The 23,948-nt window shown below is 66.3% G+C and carries 16 protein-coding genes; 10 read left to right on the plus strand and 6 right to left on the minus strand.

Features of this window, described 5'->3' with window-relative positions:
• The first annotated feature begins 187 nt into the window (after positions 1–187).
• The 7 genes from J2R76_RS06620 to J2R76_RS06650 all read left to right on the plus strand — a co-directional run bounded on the left by J2R76_RS06620 (position 188) and on the right by J2R76_RS06650 (position 13,464).
• The gene (locus tag J2R76_RS06620) at positions 188–5,395 is read left to right on the plus strand and encodes an alpha-2-macroglobulin (RefSeq protein ID WP_253623850.1); all 5,208 of its coding nucleotides are present in this window, start codon (positions 188–190) and stop codon (positions 5,393–5,395) included.
• Positions 5,396–5,463: 68 nt separating this feature from the next.
• A complete protein-coding gene (gene pbpC / locus J2R76_RS06625) occupies positions 5,464–7,590 on the plus strand; it encodes a penicillin-binding protein 1C (RefSeq protein ID WP_253623851.1) in 2,127 nt (708 codons plus the stop codon).
• Between the two features lie 82 nt (positions 7,591–7,672).
• A complete protein-coding gene (locus tag J2R76_RS06630) occupies positions 7,673–9,418 on the plus strand; it encodes an ArnT family glycosyltransferase (protein ID WP_375166482.1) in 1,746 nt (581 codons plus the stop codon).
• A gap of 1 nt (position 9,419) precedes the next feature.
• A complete protein-coding gene (locus tag J2R76_RS06635) occupies positions 9,420–10,265 on the plus strand; it encodes a phosphatase PAP2 family protein (RefSeq protein WP_229191481.1) in 846 nt (281 codons plus the stop codon).
• A gap of 84 nt (positions 10,266–10,349) precedes the next feature.
• Complete coding sequence (locus J2R76_RS06640; RefSeq protein WP_253590638.1) at positions 10,350–11,123, plus strand: glycosyltransferase family 2 protein; 774 nt, start codon at positions 10,350–10,352, stop codon at positions 11,121–11,123.
• Entirely contained in the window at positions 11,123–11,461 is a 339-nt protein-coding gene (locus J2R76_RS06645; RefSeq protein ID WP_253590196.1) for a lipid-A-disaccharide synthase N-terminal domain-containing protein, read from the plus strand. Before J2R76_RS06640 ends, J2R76_RS06645 begins: the two co-directional genes overlap by 1 nt.
• A gap of 203 nt (positions 11,462–11,664) precedes the next feature.
• A complete protein-coding gene (locus J2R76_RS06650) occupies positions 11,665–13,464 on the plus strand; it encodes a M23 family metallopeptidase (protein ID WP_253623853.1) in 1,800 nt (599 codons plus the stop codon).
• A gap of 49 nt (positions 13,465–13,513) precedes the next feature.
• On the opposite strand, the gene J2R76_RS06655 is transcribed toward J2R76_RS06650, so the two are convergent.
• A complete protein-coding gene (locus J2R76_RS06655) occupies positions 13,514–15,214 on the minus strand; it encodes a Na/Pi cotransporter family protein (protein WP_253623854.1) in 1,701 nt (566 codons plus the stop codon).
• A gap of 337 nt (positions 15,215–15,551) precedes the next feature.
• Between J2R76_RS06655 and J2R76_RS06660 the strand changes: the two genes are divergently transcribed.
• Together J2R76_RS06660 and J2R76_RS06665 are read left to right on the plus strand one after the other, a co-directional pair.
• A complete protein-coding gene (locus tag J2R76_RS06660; protein WP_026192789.1) occupies positions 15,552–15,797 on the plus strand; it encodes a PilZ domain-containing protein in 246 nt (81 codons plus the stop codon).
• A 150-nt stretch (positions 15,798–15,947) separates the two neighbouring features.
• Positions 15,948–16,772, plus strand: coding sequence for a tetratricopeptide repeat protein (locus tag J2R76_RS06665; protein WP_253623855.1), 825 nt, complete (start codon positions 15,948–15,950; stop codon positions 16,770–16,772).
• A gap of 15 nt (positions 16,773–16,787) precedes the next feature.
• Here J2R76_RS06665 and J2R76_RS06670 read toward each other — a convergent pair whose 3' ends face one another.
• The 5 genes from J2R76_RS06670 to metC form a co-directional block, all read right to left on the minus strand.
• Positions 16,788–18,056, minus strand: a complete 1,269-nt coding sequence (locus tag J2R76_RS06670; RefSeq protein WP_057016553.1) for an AAA family ATPase — start codon at positions 18,054–18,056, stop codon at positions 16,788–16,790.
• Entirely contained in the window at positions 18,053–18,793 is a 741-nt protein-coding gene (locus J2R76_RS06675; RefSeq protein WP_057016603.1) for a CpaD family pilus assembly protein, read from the minus strand. Before J2R76_RS06675 ends, J2R76_RS06670 begins: the two co-directional genes overlap by 4 nt.
• Before the next feature lie 33 nt (positions 18,794–18,826).
• Complete coding sequence (locus J2R76_RS06680; RefSeq protein ID WP_168858547.1) at positions 18,827–20,275, minus strand: type II and III secretion system protein family protein; 1,449 nt, start codon at positions 20,273–20,275, stop codon at positions 18,827–18,829.
• 34 nt (positions 20,276–20,309) lie between these two features.
• Entirely contained in the window at positions 20,310–21,110 is an 801-nt protein-coding gene (gene cpaB, locus J2R76_RS06685) for a Flp pilus assembly protein CpaB (protein ID WP_057016555.1), read from the minus strand.
• 281 nt (positions 21,111–21,391) lie between these two features.
• Positions 21,392–22,588: a cystathionine beta-lyase gene (gene metC, locus J2R76_RS06690; RefSeq protein WP_253623856.1), complete on the minus strand. Its 1,197-nt coding sequence runs from the start codon at positions 22,586–22,588 to the stop codon at positions 21,392–21,394.
• Positions 22,589–22,916: 328 nt separating this feature from the next.
• On the opposite strand from metC, the gene J2R76_RS06695 reads away from it, so the two are divergent.
• Positions 22,917–23,933: an amino acid ABC transporter substrate-binding protein gene (locus tag J2R76_RS06695; RefSeq protein ID WP_028339759.1), complete on the plus strand. Its 1,017-nt coding sequence runs from the start codon at positions 22,917–22,919 to the stop codon at positions 23,931–23,933.
• Positions 23,934–23,948: the final 15 nt, after the last annotated feature.

Consider the following 23,948-nt stretch of genomic DNA (forward strand, 5'->3'; position numbering starts at 1 on the left):
CCGCCCTGCGTTGGCCTGTCCAGCCTGCCGAGCCGCACGACGCTGCCGCCGGGGTGGTCAAAGGAATGTCGGCAATGCGATCTGCGACGTTTTCGTCCGTTCATGTCCGCGCCTTCACTCCGTCACCTTTTCGCGCACTTTTGGCCCCAACGCGGCGTTCGACCGCGGGGCGTTCAGGAGCTCCATCATGATCGGATTGGTTCGTGCCGCCACGATATGCGCCACGCTGCTGCTCGCCCTGGTGGGCGCCCAGGCCGCGGACAAGGCCTTCAAGCGCGACGATCTCGCCGATTCCGCGATCAAGCTGGAAGCCCAGATCAAGAGCGAGGCCGGCGCGGTCAACAAATCGGCCGCGACCCTGCGCACTGACGCCGACGCCGCCTTCAAGCGCAATGATTTCCGCGGCGGGCTGCAAATCCTCGGCCAGATCGCGGCGACCACGCCCGAGGACGGCGCCAACTGGCTGCGGCTCGCCAGGACGATCTTCCAGATCCGCTCGGCGAGCTCCAGCGAACAGACGTTCCTGATGGAGCGCGCCTCCACTGCCGCCTACATCGCCTATCAGCGCGCCGGCAATGCGGGCGAGGAGGCGGACGCGCTGGCCGTGCTCGGCAAAGCGCTTGCCGAGCGCAAGCTGTGGCGCCCGGCGCTGGACAGCTTGCGGCTGTCGCTCGACATGCGCGAGGTCGCCGATGTCCGCGGCCAGTATGAGAAGATGCGCGACGAGCACGGTTTCCGGCTGCTCGATTATGCCGTCGATTCCGACGCGGCCTCGCCGCGGGCCTGCTTCCAGTTCTCGGAGGAACTCGCCAAGCGCGTCGACTTCGCGCCGTATCTCGCGCTCGCCGGCACCGACAAGCCGGCCTTGTCGGCGGAGGGCCAGCAGCTCTGCGTCGACGGGCTCAAGCACGGCGAGCGCTACAACATCAATCTGCGCGCCGGCCTGCCGTCGACCGTCAAGGAGACCCTGCCGAAATCAGCCGAGTTCAACCTCTATGTCCGCGACCGCAAGCCGTTCGTGCGGTTCACCGGGCGGGCCTATGTGCTGCCGCGGACCGGACAGCGCGGTATCCCGGTGGTCAGCGTCAACACGCCGGCGGTCAAGGTCGACGTCTTCCGGATCGGCGACCGCAACCTGATCAACACGGTGATCGACAGCGACTTCCAGAGCACGCTGAGCCGCTATCAGCTCTCCGATCTCGGCGACCAGCGCGGCGTCAAGGTGTGGTCCGGCGAGCTTGCGACAGCGACCACGCTGAACCAGGACGTCGTCACGGCGTTTCCGGTCGACCAGGCGCTCGGCGACCTGCAACCCGGTGTCTATGTCATGACCGCCGCGGCCAAGGGGCCGGGCACCGACGACGACGGCACGCTGGCGACGCAATGGTTCATCGTCTCGGACATGGGCCTGTCGGCCTTTTCCGGCAATGACGGTATCCACGTCTTCGTCAACTCGCTGGCTTCGACCGAACCGGTCGCCAACGCCGACGTGAAGCTGGTTGCCCGCAACAATGAGATCCTGGCCACGCGCAAGACCGATGCCGCAGGCCACGTGCTGTTCGAGCAAGGCCTGGCCCGCGGCGAGGGCGGGTTGTCGCCGGCGCTGCTGACGGTCATGGGCGAGAAGGCCGACTACGCCTTCCTGAGCCTGAAAACCAATGCGTTCGACCTCACCGACCGCGGCGTCGCGGGCCGGGCGATCCCGGCCGGCGCGGACGCCTTCGTCTACGCCGAGCGTGGCGTCTACCGCTCCAGCGAGACCGTCTATCTGACCGCGCTGTTGCGCGACGGGCAGGGCAATGCCCTGACCGGGACGCCGCTGACCATGGTGATCGAGCGCCCCGACGGCGTCGAATTCCGCCGCGCCGTGCTGCCCGACCAGGGCGCCGGCGGCCGGATGCTGGCGGTGGCGTTGAACTCTGCGGTGCCGACCGGCACCTGGCGCGCCCGCGTCTTTACCGATCCGAAAGGCTCGTCGGTCGGCGAGGCCACCTTCATGGTCGAGGATTACATTCCCGAACGGGTCGAATTCGATCTGACCAGCAAGGAGAAGGTGATCAAAGCTGAAGTTCCAGTGGAGCTTCAGGTCTCCGGCCATTTCCTCTACGGCGCGCCGGCCTCGGGCCTGCAGCTCGAGGGCGACATGCTGGTAGCGCCCGCGGCGAACGGCCGGCCCGGTTATGCCGGCTATCAGTTCGGCGTCGACGACGAGCAGACCGCGAGCAACGAGCGGACCCCGATCGAGGACCTGCCGGAGGCCGATGCCAACGGCGCGGCGACCTTTCCGGTGAAGCTCGAGAAGGTGCCGACCTCGACGCGGCCACAGGAGGCCCAGATCTACATCCGCATGGCGGAGACCGGCGGCCGCTCGGTGGAACGCAAGATCGTGCTGCCGGTGGCCCCTGGCGCCTCGCTGATCGGCGTCAAGCCGCTGTTCGGCGACAAGAGCGTGGCCGAGGGCGACAAGGCCGAGTTCGATGTCGTGTTCGTCGCGCCCGACGGCAAGCAGCTGCCGCGCAACGGGCTGCGCTACGAGCTGTTGAAGCTGGAGTCGCGTTACCAGTGGTACCGGCAGAATTCGTCCTGGCAGTATGAGCCGGTCAAGTCGACCCGCCGCGTCGCCGATGGCGACGTCAACCTCGCGGCCGACAAGCCGATGCGCCTGGCCTTCCAGCCGCAGCCCGGCCGCTACCGGCTCGACGTGAAATCGACCGACGCCGACGGCCCCGTCACCTCGGTGCAGTTCGACGTCGGCTGGTATTCCGACGGCAGCGCCGACACGCCCGATCTATTGGAAACCTCGATCGACAAGCCGGAATATGCCTCGGGCGACACGATGACCGTGTCGGTCAATGCGCGCACGTCAGGCAAGCTGACGGTCTATGTGCTTGGCGACCGCCTGCTGACCGCCCAAAGCGTCGACGTCACGGAGGGCACCCGGCAGGTCAAGCTCCCCGTCGGCAAGGACTGGGGCACCGGCGCGTATGTCATGACGACGTTGCGCCGTCCGCTCGATGCCGCCGCCGGGCGCATGCCCGGCCGCGCGATCGGACTGAAATGGTTCGGCATCGACAAGAAAGCGCGCACGCTTGCCGTCGAACTGTCGCCGCCCGCGTTGGTGCGGCCGGGCTCGACACTGAAGATCCCGGTCAAGCTCGGCGGGCTCAATCCCGGCGAGGACGCCAAGGTGGTGCTGGCCGCGGTCGATGTCGGCATTCTCAATTTGACCAATTACAAGCCGCCGGCGCCGGACGACTACTATCTCGGCCAGCGCCGTCTGACCGCCGAGATCCGCGACCTCTACGGCCAGCTGATCGACGGCATGCAAGGTACCCGCGGCCAGATCCGCAGCGGCGGCGACTCTGCCGGCGCCGAGCTGCAGGGCTCGCCGCCAACGCAGAAGCCGCTCGCGCTCTATTCCGGCATCCTCACGGTCGGGCCTGACGGGACGGCCGAGGTGAGCTTTGATATCCCGGAATTTGCCGGCACCGCGCGGGTGATGGCGGTGGCGTGGAGCGCAACCAAGGTCGGCCGCGCCAATGTCGACGTGATCGTGCGCGATCCCGTGGTGGTGACCGCGACCTTGCCGCGCTTCCTGCTGACCGGTGACAAGGGCACCATCAGCATGGATATCGACAATGTCGAAGGTGCGGCCGGCAACTATGCCATCAGCGTCAAGGCGAGCGGCCCGATCAAGGCTTCCGGCAATTCGACCACGACGGTGAAGCTTGCCGCCAAGCAGCGCTCCTCGCTGTCGCTGGGCCTCGAGGCCGGCGGCGCCGGACGTGCCGAGTTCGACGTCGACATCTCCGGGCCGAACGGGCTGACGCTGGCGCGGCATTATGCGCTCGACGTCAAGCCGGCGACCCAGGTTCTGGCGCGCCGTTCGATCCGCACGCTGGCGAAGGGCGAAAGCCTGACGCTGACCTCGGACATGTTCTCCGATCTTGTGCCGGGTACCGGCAGCGTTTCGGTCTCGGCGAGCCTGTCGACCGCGCTCGATGCCGCGAGCATTCTGAAGGCGCTCGACCGCTACCCGTATGGCTGCTCCGAGCAGATCACGAGCCGCGCGTTGCCGTTGCTCTATGTCAATGATCTCGCCGCCGGTGCCCATCTTGCGATGGACACCGCGGTCGACCAGCGCATCCGCGACGCGATCGAGCGGCTCCTCGCTCGACAGGGGTCCAACGGCTCGTTTGGCCTGTGGTCGGCGGGCGGCGACGACGCCTGGCTCGATGCCTACGTCACAGACTTCCTGACCCGGGCCCGCGAAAAGGGCTTTGCGGTGCCGGACGTGCTGTTCAAGAACGCGCTCGACCGCGTCAGGAACTCGGTGGTCAATGCCAACGAGCCGGAGAAGGACGGCGGCCGCGATCTGGCCTACGGCCTCTATGTGCTCGCGCGCAACGGCGCGGCGCCGATCGGTGATCTGCGCTATCTCGCCGACACCAAGCTGAACAATCTGGCGACCCCGATCTCCAAGGCCCAGCTTGCGGCGGCGCTGGCGCTGGTCGGCGACAAGGCGAGGGCCGAGCGGGTCTATGGTGCCGCGCTCGATGCGCTGAACCCGAAACCCGTGATCGAGTTCGGCCGGGTCGACTACGGCTCGGCGCTGCGCGATGCTGCTGCGCTGGTCTCGCTCGCTGGCGAAGGCAATGCACCGCGCACCACGCTGACCCAAGCCGTGCTGCGGGTCGAGGCGGCGCGGGGACTGTCGCCCTACACCTCGACGCAGGAAAATGCGTGGATGGTGCTGGCGGCGCGGGCGCTCGCCAAGGAGACGCTGGCGCTCGACATCAACGGCCAGCCGGTCAAGACCGCGGTCTATCGCAGCTACAAGGCCGAGGAGATGACCGGCCAGCCGCTCAGGATCACCAATACCGGCGATGCGCCGGTGCAGGCGGTGATCTCGGTGTCGGGCTCGCCGGTCACGCCGGAGCCGGCGGCCTCCAACGGCTTCAAGATCGAGCGCAGCTATTTCACGCTCGACGGCAAGCCGGCCGATGTCACCAAGGCGAAACAGAATGACCGCTTCGCGGTTGTCCTGAAGGTGACGGAAGCCAAACCGGAGTTCGGTCACATCATGGTGGCCGACTATCTGCCGGCCGGGCTCGAGATCGACAACCCGAACTTGGTGTCATCGGGGGATTCCGGCACGCTCGCGTGGATCGAGGACGGCGTCGAGCCGAAGAACACCGAGTTCCGCGATGACCGCTTCACGGCGGCGATCGATCGGGGCGCCAACGACAAAGCGGTGTTTACGGTCGCCTATGTCGTGCGCGCGGTGTCGCCGGGCAAATATGTGCTGCCGCAGGCCTATGTCGAGGACATGTACAATCCCTCGCGCTATGGCCGCAGCGGAACCGGTGCGGTTGAGGTGAAGCCGGCGAAATGAACAAGGACGCGCGGCGCAAACTCTTCTCGTCATGGCCGGGCTTGACCCGGCCATTCATAGGCGCGTCCATGCGAACGAAGGATGTGGATGCCCGGGTCAAGCCCGGGCATGACAAGCGCAGCGGGCGGCTGGCGCTCCGCGTCGCGGCCGCAATGGCCGTCGTCCTTATTGCGATCACCGGCGCCTTCGCCGCCTGGATCGTTTCGCTCGGGCCGTTGCCGCTCGACAAGGCGCAGCAGGTCTCGACCACGGTGATCGATCGCAACGGCAAGCTGCTCCGCGCCTATGCGATGACGGACGGGCGCTGGCGGCTGCCGGTCGATGCGAAGACGTCAGTCGATCCCACCTATCTGAAGCTCTTGTTCGCCTATGAGGACAAGCGCTTCTATGAGCATCACGGCATCGATCCGCTGGCGCTGTCGCGCGCCGCATTCCAGCTTCTCACCAGCGGTCATATCGTCTCGGGCGGTTCGACGATCACGATGCAGCTGGCGCGGCTGATCGAGCCGCGCCACCAGCGCTCGGTCTACGCAAAGCTGCGGCAGATGGTGCGGGCGGTCGAACTGGAGCGGCAGCTCTCGAAGGACCAGATCCTCGATCTCTATCTTGCGCTGGCGCCGTTCGGCGGCAATCTCGAGGGCATCCGTGCCGCCTCGATTGCCTATTTCGGCAAGGAGCCGAAGCGGCTGTCGCTCGCCGAAGCCGCGCTGCTGGTGGCGCTGCCGCAATCGCCGGAGCGGCGGCGGCTCGATCGTTACCCGGACGCCGCCCACGCCGCCCGCGACCGCGTGCTCGAGCGCATGGTCGAGGATGGCGTGGTGTCCAAGGACGATGCCGCGCAGGCCACTGCGACGGCGGTGCCGAAGATGCGCAAGCAGATTCCGATCCTGGCGCCGCATTCGTCCGATCAGGCGATCGCGACGATGAAGGATGCGCCCGTCATCAAGCTGACGCTCGACGCCGCGCTACAACGGAACCTGGAGGCGCTGGCGCGCGACCGCGCCATCGCGCAGGGGCCTGACGTCTCGGTTGCGATCGTCGTGGTCGACAATGAGACGGGCGACGTGCTCGCGCGCGTCGGCTCGGCGGATTATTTCGATGAGCGGCGGGCCGGGCAGGTCGACATGACGCGCGCGGTGCGCTCGCCGGGCTCGACCTTGAAGCCGTTCATCTATGGCCTTGCCTTCGAGGATGGCTTTGTCCATCCCGACAGCCTGATCGAGGACCGGCCGATCCGCTTCGGCACCTACGCGCCGGAAAATTTCGACATGACGTTCCAGGGCACGGTGCCGATCCGCAAGGCGCTGCAATTGTCGCTCAACGTGCCGGCGATCGCGCTGCTCGACCGGGTCGGTGCCAGCCGGCTGTCGTCGCGGCTGAAGCAGGCCGGCACCAGTCTCGTGCTGCCGAAGGACGAGGCGCCGGGCCTTGCGATGGGTCTTGGCGGTGTCGGCATCACGTTGCAGGATCTCGCTCAGCTCTATTCCGGCCTGGCACGGCTCGGCGCGACTAAACCGTTGCGCGAGATCATGCAGGAGAATGACAGCCGCGACACGATGCGGCTGATGGATCAGGCTGCGGCCTGGCAGGTCGGCAACGTCCTGCTCGGCACGCCGCCGCCGGAGAACGGCGTGCACAACCGGATCGCGTTCAAGACCGGCACCAGCTATGGCTATCGCGATGCCTGGTCGGTCGGCTTCGACGGCCGCGTCACGATCGGCGTCTGGGTCGGCCGTCCCGACGGCGCGCCGGTGCCGGGTCTGGTGGGCCGCACCGCCGCGGCGCCGATCCTGTTCGACGCCTTTGCACGCACCGGCAAAATCCCGGCGGCATTGCCGAAGCCGCCACTCGGCGTGCTGGTCGCATCCAACGCGAAACTGCCGCCGCCGCTGCGCCGCTTCCGGCCGCTCGGCGAACTGGTCCGTAGCGGCAACGACCAGGCTCCGCACATCCAGTTTCCGCTGAACGGCTCGCGCATCGATGTCGATCAATCCGAGGGCGGCCGCAATGCCGCGCTGCCGGTCAAGGTTGCCGGCGGGGTGCTGCCGCTGACGGTGCTCGTGAATGGTGTCTCAGCCGGGGACATCGACAGCCGGCGCCAGCGCCTGATCGAGCCGCCCGGGCCGGGCTTTGCGCGGCTCACCGTGATCGACGCCACGGGGGCCGCGGATACCGTTGTGATCCGCGTGCAATGATCGCACGGGAAAGCGGAGCGGCACGGCCGGAAAGCGGAACAGCACGGTTGTTTGCGCTGCGGTTTCATCGTATGCGAAACCCATGGTGGATGGCCTCCAACCCCGGCGCTTCGGAGCAGGGCAACAGTCTGTAAAACCTGCGCATTCGAGCCGCAGGCTGTTCATGGCGTTCGAGTTCGCAACGGCCAGCCAATGGCGTTCGATCCTGTTCCTGACGCTGACCTGCCTCGTGCTGTTCCTGCCGGGCTTCTTCACCATCCCGCCGATCGACCGTGACGAGGTCCGCTTTGCCCAGGCGACCAAGCAGATGGTCGAGAGTGGCGATTTCGTCGACATCCGCTTCCAGGACGACGTCCGTTACAAGAAACCGGTTGGCATCTACTGGATGCAGGCGGCTGCGCTGAAGACCGTCTCCGCGCTCGGGGTGCCGCGCGCCCAGGTCCGCATCTGGGTGTACCGCCTGCCGTCCCTGATCGGCGCCATCGGCGCCGTTTTGCTGACCTATTGGACGGCGCTGGCCTTCGTGACGCGGCAGGGGGCGGTGCTGGCCGCCCTGATGATGGCAAGCTGCGTGCTGCTCGGGGTCGAAGCGCGGCTCGCCAAGACCGACGCGATGCTGCTGCTGACCGTCACCGCGGCGATGGGCGCGATGGCGCGAGTCTATCTGTCGTGGCAGCGCGGCGAGGATCCCGCACACCCTTCATGGGGTCCGCCCGCGGTCTTCTGGACGGCACTGGCGGTCGGCATCCTGCTCAAGGGGCCGCTGATCCTGATGTTCGTCGGCCTTGCGATGGCGGGGCTTGCGATTCTCGATCGATCGGCGGCCTGGTTCTGGCGCATGCGCCCGGTCTGGGGGCTGATGTGGACCCTCGTGCTGGTGCTGCCGTGGTTCGTGCTGATCTTCCTGCGCGCCGGCGAGACCTTCTTTGCCGACTCGGTCGGCGGCGACATGCTGAGCAAGCTCGGTGCGCAGGAATCCCATGGCGCGCCGCCTGGACTCTATCTGCTGCTGTTCTGGATCACGTTCTGGCCCGGTGCGCCGCTCGCCGGCATGGCGGCGCCTGCGGTTTGGCGGGCGCGGCGCGAGCCCGGTGCGCAGTTCCTGCTGGCCTGGCTGATCCCGTCCTGGATCGTGTTCGAGGCCGTGCTGACCAAGCTGCCGCATTACGTGCTGCCGCTCTATCCGGCGATCGCGATCCTGACCGTCGGCGCGCTGGAGCGGCGCGTGCTGTCGCGCTCGCCGTGGCTGTTGCGGGGCGCCGCCTGGTGGTTCGCGATCCCCGCCTTCGGCGCGGTGCTGGTGATCGTCGGCGCCATCAAGGCGATCCATCAGCCGGTGTTTCCGGCCTGGCCGTTGTTCGCCGTTGCGATGGTGTTCGGCCTGATCGCGTGGTGGTTGTTCGAGGACAGCCGCGCCGAGCGCTCGCTGCTCAATGCGGTGATTGCCGCGGCGCTGATGGCAGCCGGCACCTATGGTGTGGTGCTGCCGCGGCTTACCACCGTATTTCCGAGCCAGGAGGTCGCACGCGCCTTGCGCAACGTGACCTGCGTCGGCCCGAAGGCGGCAGCCGCCGGCTTCCACGAGCCGAGCCTCGTGTTCATGACCGATACCTCGACGCTGCTCACCGACGGATCGGGCGCCGCGGATTTCCTCGGGCAGGGCTCCTGCCGCTTCGCGCTGGTCGAACAGCGCTCGGAGCGCGCCTTCGTGCAGCGCGCCGAGGCGATCGGCCTGCGCTACAACGCGCCGGTGCGCGTCGAGGGCTACAACATCTCGCAGGGCAAGGCGGTCTCGATCGCGATCTTCCGTTCCGAAGGGACGGAATGACATGCCGGCGCTTCCAGCCACCCCGGAATCCGCCAACTATTTCGGACGATTGCTGACATTGGTTTGGCTGTCCTTTGCCCAGCTCGTGCGGGCACCGTCGCATTCGCGCCGTGCCGAGGCAGCTCGCCGCTCCGCGCGCCACGGACTTTTGCTCGTCGTCATCGTCGGCGCCGTGATCATCACGCTGATGTATGCGTTCGATGTCACCGAGATCAGTCTGATGCCGCCACGCGGCACGCCGGGTCTGTGGTGGGTGAAGACGCTCACCGATTTCGGCAAGGACGAGTATGTGCTGTGCGCGCTTGGCCTGCTGCTGATCGTGGTCGCGCTGGCGGCGCCTGCGCTGCGCGGCGTGCCGCGCGCCACCTTGCTTGGCTTCGGGACAAGGCTGCAATACCTGTTTCTGTCGGTCGTGCTCTCGGTCGCTGTCGGCGAATTGATCAAGTGGATCGTCGGCCGCGGGCGGCCCTTTGTCGGCGGCAAGGCCAATGCCTTCAACTTCCAGCATTTCGCCGGTACCGAGGCCTATTCGAGCTTTCCGTCGGGACATTCGATCACGGCGTTCGCGCTTGCCTTTGCGGTGTCCGCGGTGTGGCCGGGCGCGCGGTTCGCGATGCTGGTCTACGCGCTGGTCATCGCCGCGACCCGGCTCGTGCTGCTGGCGCATCATCCGAGCGACGTGGTGGCCGGCGCGCTGGTCGGGGTGATCGGCGCAATGGTCGTGCGCTACTGGTTCGCCGCCCGCCGCCTTGGTTTTGCCATTCATCGCGACGGCACTGTGGTGGCGCTGTCAGGACCGTCGGACGGGCGTCTCAAAAGGGTTGCGAGGAGCGCCTTCGCCCCATAAAAGCGGTCGCCCGACGGCCGGATCGGGCTGGTTCCATCGCCGACAACACCAACCACGAGTGCCGATTTGCCTGCTCCCGACCAGATGCCGGTCGCCGTTTCCATCGTCGTGCCCGTGCGCAACGAGGCGGACAATATCGCGCCGTTGATCGCCGAGATCGCGGCCGCGCTCGACGGACGCTGGGCCTACGAGATCGTCTACGTCAATGACGGCTCGACCGATGCCACTGGCGAGCGGCTGAGCGCGGTCATGGCCGGGCGGCGCAATCTCCGGCAGCTCCGCCACGCAACCTCGTCGGGCCAGTCGGCGGCCGTGCGCAGCGGCGTGCGCGCCGCGCGCGGCGCGATCGTGGCGACGCTCGACGGTGACGGGCAGAACAATCCCGCCTTCCTGCCGGACCTGATCGCGGCGGTCGAAAGCGGCAACGGTCGCGTCGGCCTCGCCGCGGGCCAGCGCGTCGGGCGCAAGGACACCGGCTTCAAGAAGCTGCAATCGCGCATCGCCAACACGGTGCGCGGCATCATCCTGCGCGACGGCACCCGCGACACCGGATGCGGCCTGAAGGCGTTTCCGCGCGAGGTGTTTCTGGCGATGCCTTACTTCGACGGGCTGCATCGTTTTCTTCCGGCACTGGTCCGCCGCGAGGGGCTGGCGATTGCCTATGTCGACGTCGTCGACCGGCCGCGCCATTCCGGCGTGTCGAACTATGGATTTTTCGACCGGCTCTGGATCGGGATCATGGATCTCGCCGGCGTGTGGTGGCTGATCCGCCGCAAGAAGCCGACGCCGGTCGTCACTGAAGTGGTCGCTGAAGTGCCCGATGTCGCTGGCGTGCCAGGCGTGACCGAGGTGAAGTGATGCTGATTCAGTACGGTCAGGCGCTGAGCGCCTATCTCTACGACGTGTTCATCGCCAAGTTCGACTTCTGGCTGGCGTTCGGCCTGATCGCGCAACTGTTCTTCACCGCGCGCTTCCTCGTGCAGTGGATTTCCAGCGAACGCGCCGGCCAGAGCGTGGTGCCGATGGCGTTCTGGTTCTTTTCGATGGGTGGCGGCCTGATGACACTGATCTATGGGCTTGCCAAGCGCGAGCCCGTCATCATCATCGGGCAGGGTCTCGCCACGCTGATCTACATCCGCAACATCATGCTGATCGTGAAGAACCGCGGCCGCGGGTCGAAGACAGTCGATAGCTGATTGCCGTCATCGCCGGAGCGGCGAGCAGTATGCCGGGCCTTGTTCGGGAATCTCGATAGATTCCAGCATCGGGCTCAGCCCGGGATCAATTGCGACCGAATCTGAACCAAGGTCAAACATTCGCCCCAAGCGGCATGGCATCTACGGCTTGCCGTGGGCGTGGCGGCATCTCGAGACCGTGCCCCAGGGGATGAGGGGCGTTGATGACCAGCCGTGACGAAGCGACGAAAGCGGGTGGTTATCTATCGAGCGTCCGCGATATTCCGTCGCTTGACGAGCCACCGCTGACCGGCGAGCGCAAATTGCCTGACCGGCGCGCCGTCAGCCTCCGTTGGATGGCGGGGACGATTCTGATCGGATCCGCCGCCGTCGCTCTTCTTGCCGGCGCGCTTCGCGGGGCGTTTGGCGATCACGCGCGATTCGCAGCCGCGCCGGTCGTGTCACTTCCGCGCTTCGCAGGGCAGGTAGTTGACGAGGCGCGACGCGGCGATCGTCTCGACCGGAGGCTCGGCCCGCAGGGCAATTCCGCTGCGCTCAAGATTGAGCAGCTGAGCGATGCCGGCGCGGTCCGTCGATTTACCCGCGTGTCAGCGCGGCTCGCGGAGATCGATCTCGAGCCACACCAGGAAGCGCGGGGAGACGAAAAGGACGACGCGCGAGCGGGCTCGCAACGCGACCTGCTGTCGGAGCTGCCAGCCATCATACGGACAGGTCCAGCGCGGCGCCCACTGCCGGGCGGCACCAGCGCCTATGCTGACGGTGAAGACGTGCCGCGTCCGCCGGCTCCGATCGGCGAGGCTGTCAACGTCACCAACCTTCCGAAGTCGCCTACGTCGTCGCGTCACCGCCGACATGTCATTATCGCGAGAAGCGGCGACACGCTGGCCGCCATTCTGCGGGCGCTGGCGGCGGCCGCGGAGGACGCGCCGGCGATCCTGGCCGCTTTCCCGTCGCCTGGCGCTCTGGAGACGCTGTCCGGTGGCGAGAAAATCACGGTCATCGAACAAGGCGAAGACGCCGGTTCGCCGCGCGGCCATGTCGCGAAGGTGTCGATCGAACGCGCCGGCTCCGATGTGTCCGCCGTCGGTCGCACCGATGGCGGCCAATACCAGCCGATCGCGCCCGAACAGCCCGACATCGCCGCGCGCAGCGAGAGCCCGCTGCGTGAGTCGATCGATACGCATTCCGTTCCGGGCGAAACACTGCGTGACGGCCTTGACGCGCTTGCGCGCTCCAACCACGTCGACCAGGGGATCGTTGCTGAACTGATGCGGCTCTGTGGCCGCGATTTCGATCTCGACGAGCCGCTCGGCGACGCCGATGTGGCCGAGATCATCTACGCGCCGAACGACATCGGTCAGCCGGAGTTGGTCTTCATCGATTTGACGGCGGGCGGACAGTCCCGCCGGTACTATCGCTTCACGGCGCCGGACGATGGCAGCTCCGATTTCTATGATGAGACCGGCCAGTCCATCACCAAATTCCTGTTGCGCAAGCCGGTCGTGACCGGCCGCCTTGGCGACGGCTTTGGTTGGCGGATTCATCCGATCCTTGGCGACCGCCGTTTCCATGAGGGCGTCGATTATGCGGCGCCCTATGGGTCGCCCATCGCGGCCGCGGGCGCCGGCGTCGTCGAGACCGAAGGGTACGAACGCGGGTACGGGAAATATATCCGCGTGCGGCACGACCGCGGTTATGAGACGACCTATGCCCACGTCGCAAGCTTCCCGCCCGGGCTGAAGATCGGAGACCGCGTTCGTCAGGGCGAGACGATCGCCTTTGTCGGATCGACCGGGCTCTCGACGGGACCGCACCTCTATTACGAGGTACGGATCAACGGCCGCAACGTCGATCCGCTTCGGATGAAGCTGTCGGGCGGCCGGCTGCTGCAAGGCGATCTGCTCGGGGCTTTCGATCGCCAGCGTGACAGCATCGACCAACTCGCTGCCATCTCCGCGCTTCCGCCGCGGCGTTTCGGCTCCGAACATCGGCCGCCGACATAGCGAGCGCAGATCGCATCACGCCATGCCGGCGCGGCGGGCCTTGCCGGGGTCAGGAGCCCGGAGAGCTCGAAGGCACGGGCGCCGCAACGTCGGTCGCTTCCATGGTGGTGCTCTCGCGATCGGCGGCGGTCTCGCCGGCGGCGTCGAGCACGGGATAGGCGACCGAGCAGATGTGCGAATGGATGCGGCGAAGGTCGCGCAGCACGTCGAGATGCAGCGAAGTGGTCTCGATGGTTTCGGGCCGGCCTTCGCGCAGGCGCTCCAGATGGCGCTCGACGGCGGCCAATTCGGCCGCGCGCAGCGCCGCCTTCTCGGTGAGCAGCTTGCGCGCCTCGTTGGCATCGCCCGACATGAACACGCCGAACGCGATCCGCAGCGAGTCGATCGTGCGCTTGTGGAACGCCGACAATTCCTCCGCGCCTTCGGTGGAGAATTGCAGGCGATGCTTGATCTTCTTGGTCGCGAGCTCGCTCAGGTTCTTGTCGATGATGTCGCCGATATGCTCGAGATTGATCGCGAACGCGACGATCTCCATCGCGCGCTGGCCCTCGCGCTCGTCCAGGCTGCCGCGGGTGAGTTTCGTGACGTAAAGCTTGATCGCCTCGTTCAGCCGGTCGACGGTGTTGTCCATCTTCGACACCTGGTCAACCAGGGCGCGATCGTTGGTCAGCATCGCCGCCATCACCTTGCGCAGCATGGCCTCGGTGTGATCGCCCATATGCAGCACCTCGCGCGCCGCATCGGCCAGCGCCAGTGAAGGCGTCTCCAGCGCACTTTCGTCGAGATAGCGCGGCCGTGATGGATCGGTCTCCTGCGCTCGCTTCGGCAGCAGACGCTCGAGCAGCCGCGCCATGTGGTCGAGCACGCCGATGAACAGCAGCGCGGTCGCAACGTTGAAGGCGATGTGGAACAGCGCAGTCGCCTTGGCGAGATCGGGTTGCCAGGCGTAGATGATCTCGGTGATCGGGCGCAGGAACGGCGCCACCAGCAGGATGCCGACGACGCGGTTGACGAGATTGCCGACCGGCAGCCGGTAGCTCGCCGGATTGTCGCGCCGCGCGCCCTCCAGTAGCGGATTGATGGCACTGCCGAGGTTGGCGCCGAGCACCAGCGCAAATGCGGCATAGGGCGAGATGAACTGGGAAAAGGCCAGCGACATCACCAGCAGCACGCTGGCGACACTGGAATGGACCAGCCAGGTGACGACGGCGCCGATCAGGATGCAGAGCACGGGATCGCCGGTGATCGCGCCCAGGAACACGCGCACGCCCGGAGCATTCTCGGCGGGCGCCATCGTATCGAGCAGGATGTGCAGCGCCAGAAGCATCAGGCCGAGGCCGATCGAGACGCGGCCGAGATCCTTGATCCGGGAGCGCGGCCCGCTGCGGAACGCAACGAGGCCGACGATGAACAGGACCGGCGCGGTGGCGGCGACGTTGAACGACAGCACCTGCACGATCAGCGTGGTGCCGATATTGGCGCCGAGCATGATCGCGAGCGCCGGCACCAGGCTGACGATCTCTTCGGCGGCGAAGGAACTGGTGATCAGGGCAGTCGCGGTCGAACTCTGGAGCAGGGCGGTCAGGCCGAGGCCGGCGCCAAGGGCGGTAAAGCGATTGCGCAGCGCCCGGGCGAGCAGCAGCCGCAAATCCGGTCCGAAGGCGCGCAGAATCCCGCTATGGACCATGTGCAGGCCCCACAGCAGGAGCGCCACGCCCCCCATCAGATCGAGCAGAACAATGCTTCCCATGCTTCCTGGCATCCCGGCGAATTCGAGTCGAATGAACATAGGTATCGTCTATCGACTGGCGATCAACCCCTTTTTGTTCTCATGCGACCACGGCGGGAGCGACGCACGCTATCGAGTGAGGCGGCCTATCGGGTAGACGTCATTCGACCTGCAGCACATATCATTCAACTATTCAATCGTTGATTGATCAAAGCTCGTGTCTCCCGGCGAGGGCGCCCCCGGTAAACGAATCTCGAACGCGACCGCTCAATTGCGATGGGTTCCGCTAGGCAGTTTCCAATCTTTCCCAGCTATGACGATAGGCCAGGAAGTTGCCCAGAAAGGCTTGGGGATCAGAATGTTTATGAATCGCCGCAAGAGCGAACGCCGCCCGTGCCGGAGCGTCGCCAAAATTCAGCTGGGCACAGGGTCGCTGCCACGCGACTGCATGATCACCGATATTTCAGCCGGCGGCGTCAAGGTGATCGCCGAATATCTGGAGATCCCGCCGGAATTCACCATCATCCTGTCGACCGGCAGTCCGCGTCAGTGCCGGCTGGCCTGGCAAATCGGGCACGAGTTCGGCGCCCAGTTCGTCGACTGAAGTCGACTGAAGCTGCCATTTGGCTGCTTTCTCGCCAGGCGTCCGGCACCGCATCTGGGCCGGATGACGGCGACATGATGGCATCCTTAACCGGACCTTAGGGTTAAGCTGTGAGCATCCCGGAACCTTCGCCGTTCCGAGTCTCGCTTTATGTTTGAGAAATTCCCCCGACCCTCAGGCCGCGTGCGCCGTCTCGCGGGCACGGTATCTGCCGCGATCCTGCTGATCGGGTTGTCTGCCTGTCAAACCTCCGGCCCGTCTGACATCACCGGCTCATTGGGAGACACGGCGGAGGCCACGCCGGCCCCGGCCGATCCGCGGCGCGACATCGCGACCTACCACGAGCGCGTCCGCGCCAACCCGAAAGACACCGACGCCGCGCTGAAATACGCCCGGGCGCTGCGCGCCACCGGCCAGCGGGCCCAGGCGGTCGCCGTCATGGAGCAGGCGGTGCTGGCGCAGCCCAGCAACAAGGCGCTGCTCGCGGGTTACGGACGGGCGCTCGCCGACAACGGCAATTTCCAGCAGGCATTCGACGTGCTCGGGCGCGCGCATACGCCGGAAGATCCGGACTGGCGCATCCTGTCGGCGCAGGGCGCCGTGCTCGACCAACTCGATCGCCACGACGAGGCGCGGCAGTATTATGCGAGTGCGCTGAAGATCGTGCCTGACGATCCGTCAGTGCTCTCCAATATCGGGCTGTCCTATCTGCTGTCGAAGGACCTGCCGAAGGCCGAGGAGACGCTGCGCCGCGCGCGGGAGCGCGCCCCCGGCGACATGCGGGTGCGAACCAATCTCGCCGTCGTGGTTGGCTTGCAGGGCCGCCAGTCCGAGGCGGAAACCATCATGAAGGCCGATTTGCCGGCGGAGCAGGGCTCAGCCAACGTCGCCGCGCTGAAGCGACTGTTGGCGCGCAGGGATGCGAGCCGCACCGACGCCGAGAAGATCCCGGTCGCAGCCAGTCGCCGCGACTAGAGCGCTAGCGGGACGCTAGCCGGCGGCCCGGCGCCCGTCATTTCGGCGCGACTGCAGCTTCCTGAGGATGGGCGACAGGAACGACTCGCGGGCTTCGGCGAGATCGGGACGGCCGGTGAGGCGTTGCGCAATCTGCAGGAAAGTCCTTGTGGTGCGGTGACGCGCGGAGACTTCCGCGATCATCTGGCCGTTGTTGGCGGCTTCACCGAACAGCCTGCAGTCGAACGGGATCGCCGCGATCGGCTGGCTCTCGATGGTCTTGGCGAAATCCTTGACCTCGATCTCGGGGCGCTTCGACATGCCGACCTGGTTCAGGCAGTAGAGCGGCGGACGGTCGTTCGGACGCGCGGTCCTCAACAGGTTCATCATGTTCTTGGTGTTGCGCATGTTGGCGAGGTCGGGCTCGGCCACGATCAGGATATCGTCGGCACCGACCAGCACGCGTTTGGTCCAGGCGGTCCATTGATGCGGCACGTCGAGCACGATGCAGGACGTTGTCATGCGCATCGTATCGAAGATGGCATCGAACGCCTCGGCGCCGAAATCGTAGACCTGGTCGAGGGTGGCCGGCGCCGCCAGCAGGCTGAGATGATCGCCGCACTTTGCGAGCAGGCGTTCCATGAAGGCAGAGTCCGGACGCTCGGGCGAGAACACGGCGTTGGCGATGCCCTGCACCGGGTCCTGATTGTAGTCCAGCCCGGCGGTACCGAAGGCGAGGTCGAGATCGACGACGACCGAATCCAGCCCGAGGTCGCGTGCGATGGTCCAGGCGACATTGTGGGCAATGGTCGAGGCGCCGACGCCGCCCTTGGCGCCCGCGACCGCGATCAGGCGGCCGACCGAGACCGCTTCGGAGGCCGAGAACAGGCTGCAGATCGAGCGCACGATGTCGAGCACCTTGACCGGCCCGATGACGTAGTCGTTGACGCCGCGCCGGACCAGTTCGCGATACGGCGCAGTCTCGCCGGCCGTGCCGAGCACCACGACGCGGGTGCCGGGATCGCAGACCGTGGCGAGCTCGTCGAGACCGGCCAGGAAATCATGATCCGGCTCGGTCTCGAGCATGATGACGTTGGGCGTCGGCGCCTTGTGGTAGGCGTCGATCGCCGCGGCGATGCCGCCCATATGGACCGAGAGATGAGCCTTGGCTAGCCGGCGGTCGTCGGCAGCCGCGCGTGCGTTCGCGGCGGTCGCGACGCTGGCGCAGAAGGCCTGCACGGAAATCCGCGGCGCCGGCGCGATGTAATCGTTGGCGTGCTGCGGCTCGTCTTGTTGTTCGGTCATTTCGCGGCGTCGCTCAGCTTGGCTTTCTCGGCTTCGGGGTAGGCGGTCGCGGTCGACTCACCCTTGCGGTATTTATCGAACGCGATCGTACGGCGCGGCGTATAGGCTGCGGTCTCGGTTCGCGGCTGTTCGAGGTCGGACGGATTGGCGACCATCGCGGCAAGGTTACGCTGCGTGGCGCAGCCGAAATTGTCGTACTGCTTGTTCTGGTTGTAGTTCGGATTGTAGATCGAGGGACCGAGGTCGCTCGGCCACACTCCGCAGGGACCGGCGACGGCGGCCATCTTCGGATAGCTCAGCCGAATGGTCGGAAGCGCGCGCGGATCATCGAGATGGTAGGAGCGCTTGGTGATGGCATGGGCGGGTACGCCCATCGACGCCAGCAGGCCGCGGATCTCCTGATACACCGCCTGTGCCGAGCGCGAGTTCGAGCTGTCGGCCGGCACGTCGATCGCAATCGCGCCGGTGCCTTCGCGGCGCCAGGTGCGCGCCAGCCCCATGACGTCGTCGCGCTGCGCTTCGGTGAGGTTGCCGCGGGCGCGGCCGACGAAGACGACGATCGACTGTTCGCCCTCGGTCACCGCGATCGGATGCCGCTGCCGGTAGTCGTCGCCCACGGTGCCGGTGGCAAGATTGTCGCCCGTCAGATTGCAGCCGCCGAGCGCGATCGCGCTGACGACGACGGCGCCCAACAGCGACAGCGTCCTGGCACGACCGGCTTGTGTGTTGCGTGTCATCATAGGATCCCCCAACCCCTTCAGGTCCGCGCCTCAGTCGATGATGAAGCCGAAATTGACCGGCGTGGCGCCGATCGGCTCGCTGCGGGCGGCGACGCCGTAGATGCGATTGACGCGCGCCAGCAGTGCCGACTGCGCGTCGGAAGCCGGGGCAAATCCGTCGTCGGGACGGGACAGCTCCTTCTGCGCAACGGCGCGCACCACGTAGGGCGTCACGATGACCATGAGCTCGGTCTCGTTGTTGACGAAGTCCTGGCTCCGGAAGAGCTGGCCGAGGATCGGGATCTGATCGACGCCGGGCATGCCGTTGATGGCCTGCTTGGTCTGCTCCTGGATCAAACCGGCCATCGCGATCGAGCCGCCGGAGGGCACCTCCAGCGTGGTGTCGGCGCGGCGGGTCTTGATCGAGGGAATGGTCGTGCCGTTCTGGCCGCCGGTCAGGGCGTTCTCCATCGAGACTTCGGAGACCTCGGTCATCACCTTCAGGCTGATCCGTCCCTCGGTCAGCACCACCGGCGTGAAGTTGAGCGAGATGCCGAACTTCTTGAAGCTGACGGTCTGCACGCAATTGCCGATCGTGCCCGACGTCGTCGTCTGGCAGGTGACGCCGGTCGGAATCGGAAACTCGCCGCCCGAGATGAAGGTCGCCGACTCGCCGGAGATCGCGGTGAGGTTGGGCTCGGCCAGCGTCTTGACCACGCCCGCGCTCTCCATCGCGCGCAGCGTCGCCGTGACGGTCGGCACGCCGAGCTTGTTCAGGGCTGCGCCCGTCAGCCCGTTGTTGGGGGCGAGCGCACCGTTATTGGCGGTGAAGGCGTTGGCGTTGTTGAAGACCACCGCGGCGGTGCCGTAGTTCATGTTGGCGCTGAGGTCGACGCCGAGCTGCTTGACGACGTCCCGGCGGACTTCGGCGACGGTGACTTTCAGCATCACCTGGTCGCGGCCGCGGACCACGATGGAATTGACGACCTTGTCGGCGCTGCCGACCAGTTTGGCGGCGATGTCGCCGGCCTGCTGGGCCTCGACCGGGCTTGCCACCGTGCCGGTCAGGACGACGCTGTCGCCGACGCCCTCGATCTGGACGCCGGGCAGCATCTGCTTCAGCGCGGCGCGCATTCCGTTAAGGTCGCGCTTGATCGCGATGTCGTAGGAGGCGACCTGGTTGCCGTCGGCGTCGAAGAACACCACGTTGGTCTGGCCGACTGCCGCGCCGATGATATAGGCGCGCTGCGCCGAGCGGATCACGGCGTTGGCGATCTTGGGATCGGCGACCAGAACGTCCTTGGCCTCGCGCGGCAGATCGACCACGACCGACTTGCCAACGCCGAGCGAGACGGAGCGCGTCTTGGCGGCGATGCTGCTCGTCACCGCGACATCCGCGTTCTTGTCGGGATCGGTCGCGCTGGCAAGGGCAGGGATCAGCATCAGCGCAGTGATCGCCGACAATGACAGCGCGCGGACCAGCGTGGCCGACGTCGCCATTTGTTTCGCACCCGTCGTCATATCGAAGCCCCCATCACTTCTGTGTCGTCAGAGAGCTCGGGATGCCGAAGCGCACCACCTTGATGCTCTCGCCCCGCTTCGGGGCATGGTCTCTGGTCTCGTCGGTCTGCTCGTTGACGTCGGCGATGCTGCGCAGCGCCAGCGCCAGCGTTCCGCTCTGCCGGGCGCGCGCCAGCGTCTCGGCCTGTTCGGGCTTGAGCTCGAGGGTCACGGTCTTGCCGACGAGGGAGTTGTTGCCGTCCTTCTCCTTCGGCGCCTGGTCGATCGCCAGCACGCGGACGTTGGACAGCAGGATTTCAGTGGTGACGATATCGCGGCCGCCTTGCTGATCGGGATTCTTGTCGCGACGCGACAGGATCACATCGACGCGGTCGTTCGGCAGAATGAAGCCGCCGGCGCCCGTCTCCGGCGAGATTTCGGTGGAAATCGCGCGCATGCCGGAGGGCAGGATCGCGGCCATGAAGCCGCTTCCGTTGGCCTTGACCAGCTTTTGCTCGCGGATCGGTTCGCCGACGATGAAGGGCGCGCGTGCGATCGAACCGATGATGTCGTTCATGGCATTGGCGTTGGCGTCGTGACGGATGAACGCGCTGCTTGCAGTTTCGGCCGGCCAGCGCTGCCACTGGATGTCTTCGGCCTTGACCGATTGACCGAGCCCGATGTCGGACTTAGCGACCAGCACTTCGACGGTCGGCAGTTGCGCGACGGGCGGCGCGACCGGCGCCGGTTTGCGATCGCCAACGCTCGCGAGATACATGGCCGCGAGGCCTGCGACGCCGGCGATGCCGAGGACCACGATGCGTGCCGTTTTCATGCGATTGTCTGAATGCCCTTCACACAGGGCAATCGCGTCCTTGCGGCACTGACAGCCCTTCCCGAGGCATCACTACGGCCGCAAAAGTATAAGGGAACTTGATGGAAGGTCCGGACAATTAAGGGATTGGTGGGGATGGTGAACGGCGAGTTATCGGCGCCGTTGCATCTCCGCAGAATCCCGGAGATCGCGCGTGCTTAAGGCGTACGACGTTGGTCGCAACGCGGCGTCAGCGCCGGTGGAGCGTGGTTAATGTCGTCTAACGTGGCAGGGCGCGAGGATCAGAGCGCGGCCTTCAACGCCGCAAATCCACGGTCGAGATCGGCCTTGAGGTCGTCGAGATTCTCGAGCCCGATATGCAGCCGCAGCGTCGGCCCGCCCGGCGACCATTTGGTCGCGGTGCGATAGTCGCTGCAGTCGAACGGGATGGCGAGGCTTTCGAAGCCGCCCCAGGAAAAGCCCATGCCGAACAAAGTGAGCGCGTTCAGCATTGCATCGACCGCGGTCTGTGGCACCGGCTTCAGCACGATGCTGAACAGCCCGGAGGCGCCGGTGAAGTCGCGTTTCCAGATCGCGTGCCCGGGATCGGTGTCGAGGGCAGGGTGCAGCAGGCGATCGACCTCGGGCCGCGCGCCGAGCCAGCGCGCGATCTCGAGTCCGGAGCGGTGGTGCTGCGCAAGCCGCACCGATAGCGTGCGAACCCCGCGCAGCGCGAGATAGACGTCGTCGGGGCCGGCGCAGACGCCGAGCAGGCGGATCGCCTCCTGGATCAGCGGCCAGGCTTTCGCATTGGCTGCGATGGTGCCGAACATGATGTCGGAGTGGCCGCCGATATATTTGGTGCCGGCCTGCATGCTGATGTCGACGCCCTGTTCGAGCGAGCGGTGATAGAGCGGCGTCGCCCAGGTGTTGTCGTCGATCATGAGCGCGCCGCGGGCGTGCGCCACGGCCGATATCGCCCGCACGTCCGGCATCTCGAACGTCTGCGAGCCGGGCGCTTCGATCAGCACCGCGCGGGTGTTCGGCTTGAACAGCGTCTCGATGCCGGCGCCGATCAGCGGATCGAAATAGCTGGTCTCGATGCCGTAGCGCTTGAGCATGTTGTCGCAGAAATTGCGGGTCGGCCGATAGGCATTGTCGCACACCAGGAGGTGATCGCCGGTCTTGAGCACGGCGAGCAGCGTGGTGCTGATCGCCGCCAGTCCCGACGGGGCAAGGCCGACGCCGGCGCATTGCGGGCCTTCCAGCGCCATCAGCACGTCCTGCAGCGCCCGCGTGGTCGGGCTGCCGTGGCGGCCGTAGGTAAATTCGGCGCGATGGGCGTGGAGGTCCTCCGCGGTCGGATAGAGCACGGTCGAGCCGTGAAACACCGGCGGATTGACAAAGCCCTTCTGGGCCTCGGTGTCGCGGCCGGCCGTGACCAGGCGGGTGGCGGCCTGTTGCGGGTGGGAGGGCGTGGAGCCGTCGGAGGAGGTCATGGAGCGCTGCCGTTAAACTTTAGACTTTTTGCCGCAGCCGTACCGCGCCGGGAAGGCGGGGCCGGGCCGGGAGGTGTTACTAACAAGAGGTAGAAGACATGCGTCAACCCCTTGACCCGGCTCGTCAGTCGCTATGTGATGCGGCGCAACTACCAGTCGCCGCACGTTGAGGGGCCTGCCGCGACCTACGATCCGTTGCCTGACCGGTTTGCAGGTCAAACTGCCGGTCAAATCGGCATTTTTGCTGCAAGGGATCATTGGGATGGCCCGTGAACGCGAGGCGATCACAATGCAAACGTCCACCGGACGACCCTGAAAGGCCCCGCCCATGAAACGCGTATCCCTGGCTGTCACCCTCGCCGCTGCCGCCGCCCTGTCGGTCCAGGCCGCCTCGGCGCAAACCCTCAAGACGGTCAAGGACCGAGGCCAGCTGTCCTGCGGCGTCAGCGGCGGCCTGCCGGGCTTCTCGTCGCCGGACGACAAGGGGAACTGGACCGGCATCGACGTCGACATCTGCCGTGGCATCGCGGCGGCGATCTTCGACGATCCGTCCAAGGTCAAGTTCGTGCCGCTGTCGGCCAAGGACCGCTTCACCGCGCTGCAGTCGGGCGAGATCGATGTGCTGTCGCGCAACACCACCTGGACGCTGTCGCGCGATACTTCGCTCGGCGCCAACTTCACCGGCGTGACCTATTATGACGGGCAGGGCTTTCTGGTGAAGAAGTCGCTGAAGGTAAACTCGGCGCTGGAGCTGAACAGCGCGTCGGTCTGCGTGCAGACCGGCACCACGACCGAGCAGAACCTCGCCGACTACTTCAAGGGTAACAACATGAAGTACGAGGTGATCGCGTTCGCCGGTGCCGACGAGACCGTGAAGGCCTACGAGACCGGCCGCTGCGACGTGTTCACCTCCGACGTGTCCCAGCTCTATGCGCAGCGGCTGAAGCTCGCCAACCCGGCCGACCACGTCGTGCTTCCCGAGATCATCTCCAAGGAGCCGCTCGGCCCGATGGTTCGCCATGGCGACGACCAGTGGTTCGACATCGTGAAGTGGGCGCTGTTCGCCCAGATCAATGCCGAGGAACTCGGTGTCACCCAGAAGAACGTCGACGAGATGGCCAAGTCGGACAAGCCCGACCTCAAGCGCGCCTTCGGCACCGACGGCAATCTCGGTGAGCAGCTCGGCCTGACCAAGGACTGGTTCTCCCGCATCATCAAGGCCGTCGGCAATTACGGCGAGATGTACGATCGCAACGTCGGCGTCGGATCGAAGCTGCAGATCGCACGCGGGCTCAACAATCTCTGGAACAAGGGCGGCATCCAGTACGCGCCTCCGATCCGCTGATCGGCGACGAGGCGG

Source organism: Bradyrhizobium sp. USDA 4532 (genome assembly GCF_024171315.1).
Lineage (GTDB): Bacteria > Pseudomonadota > Alphaproteobacteria > Rhizobiales > Xanthobacteraceae > Bradyrhizobium > Bradyrhizobium australafricanum.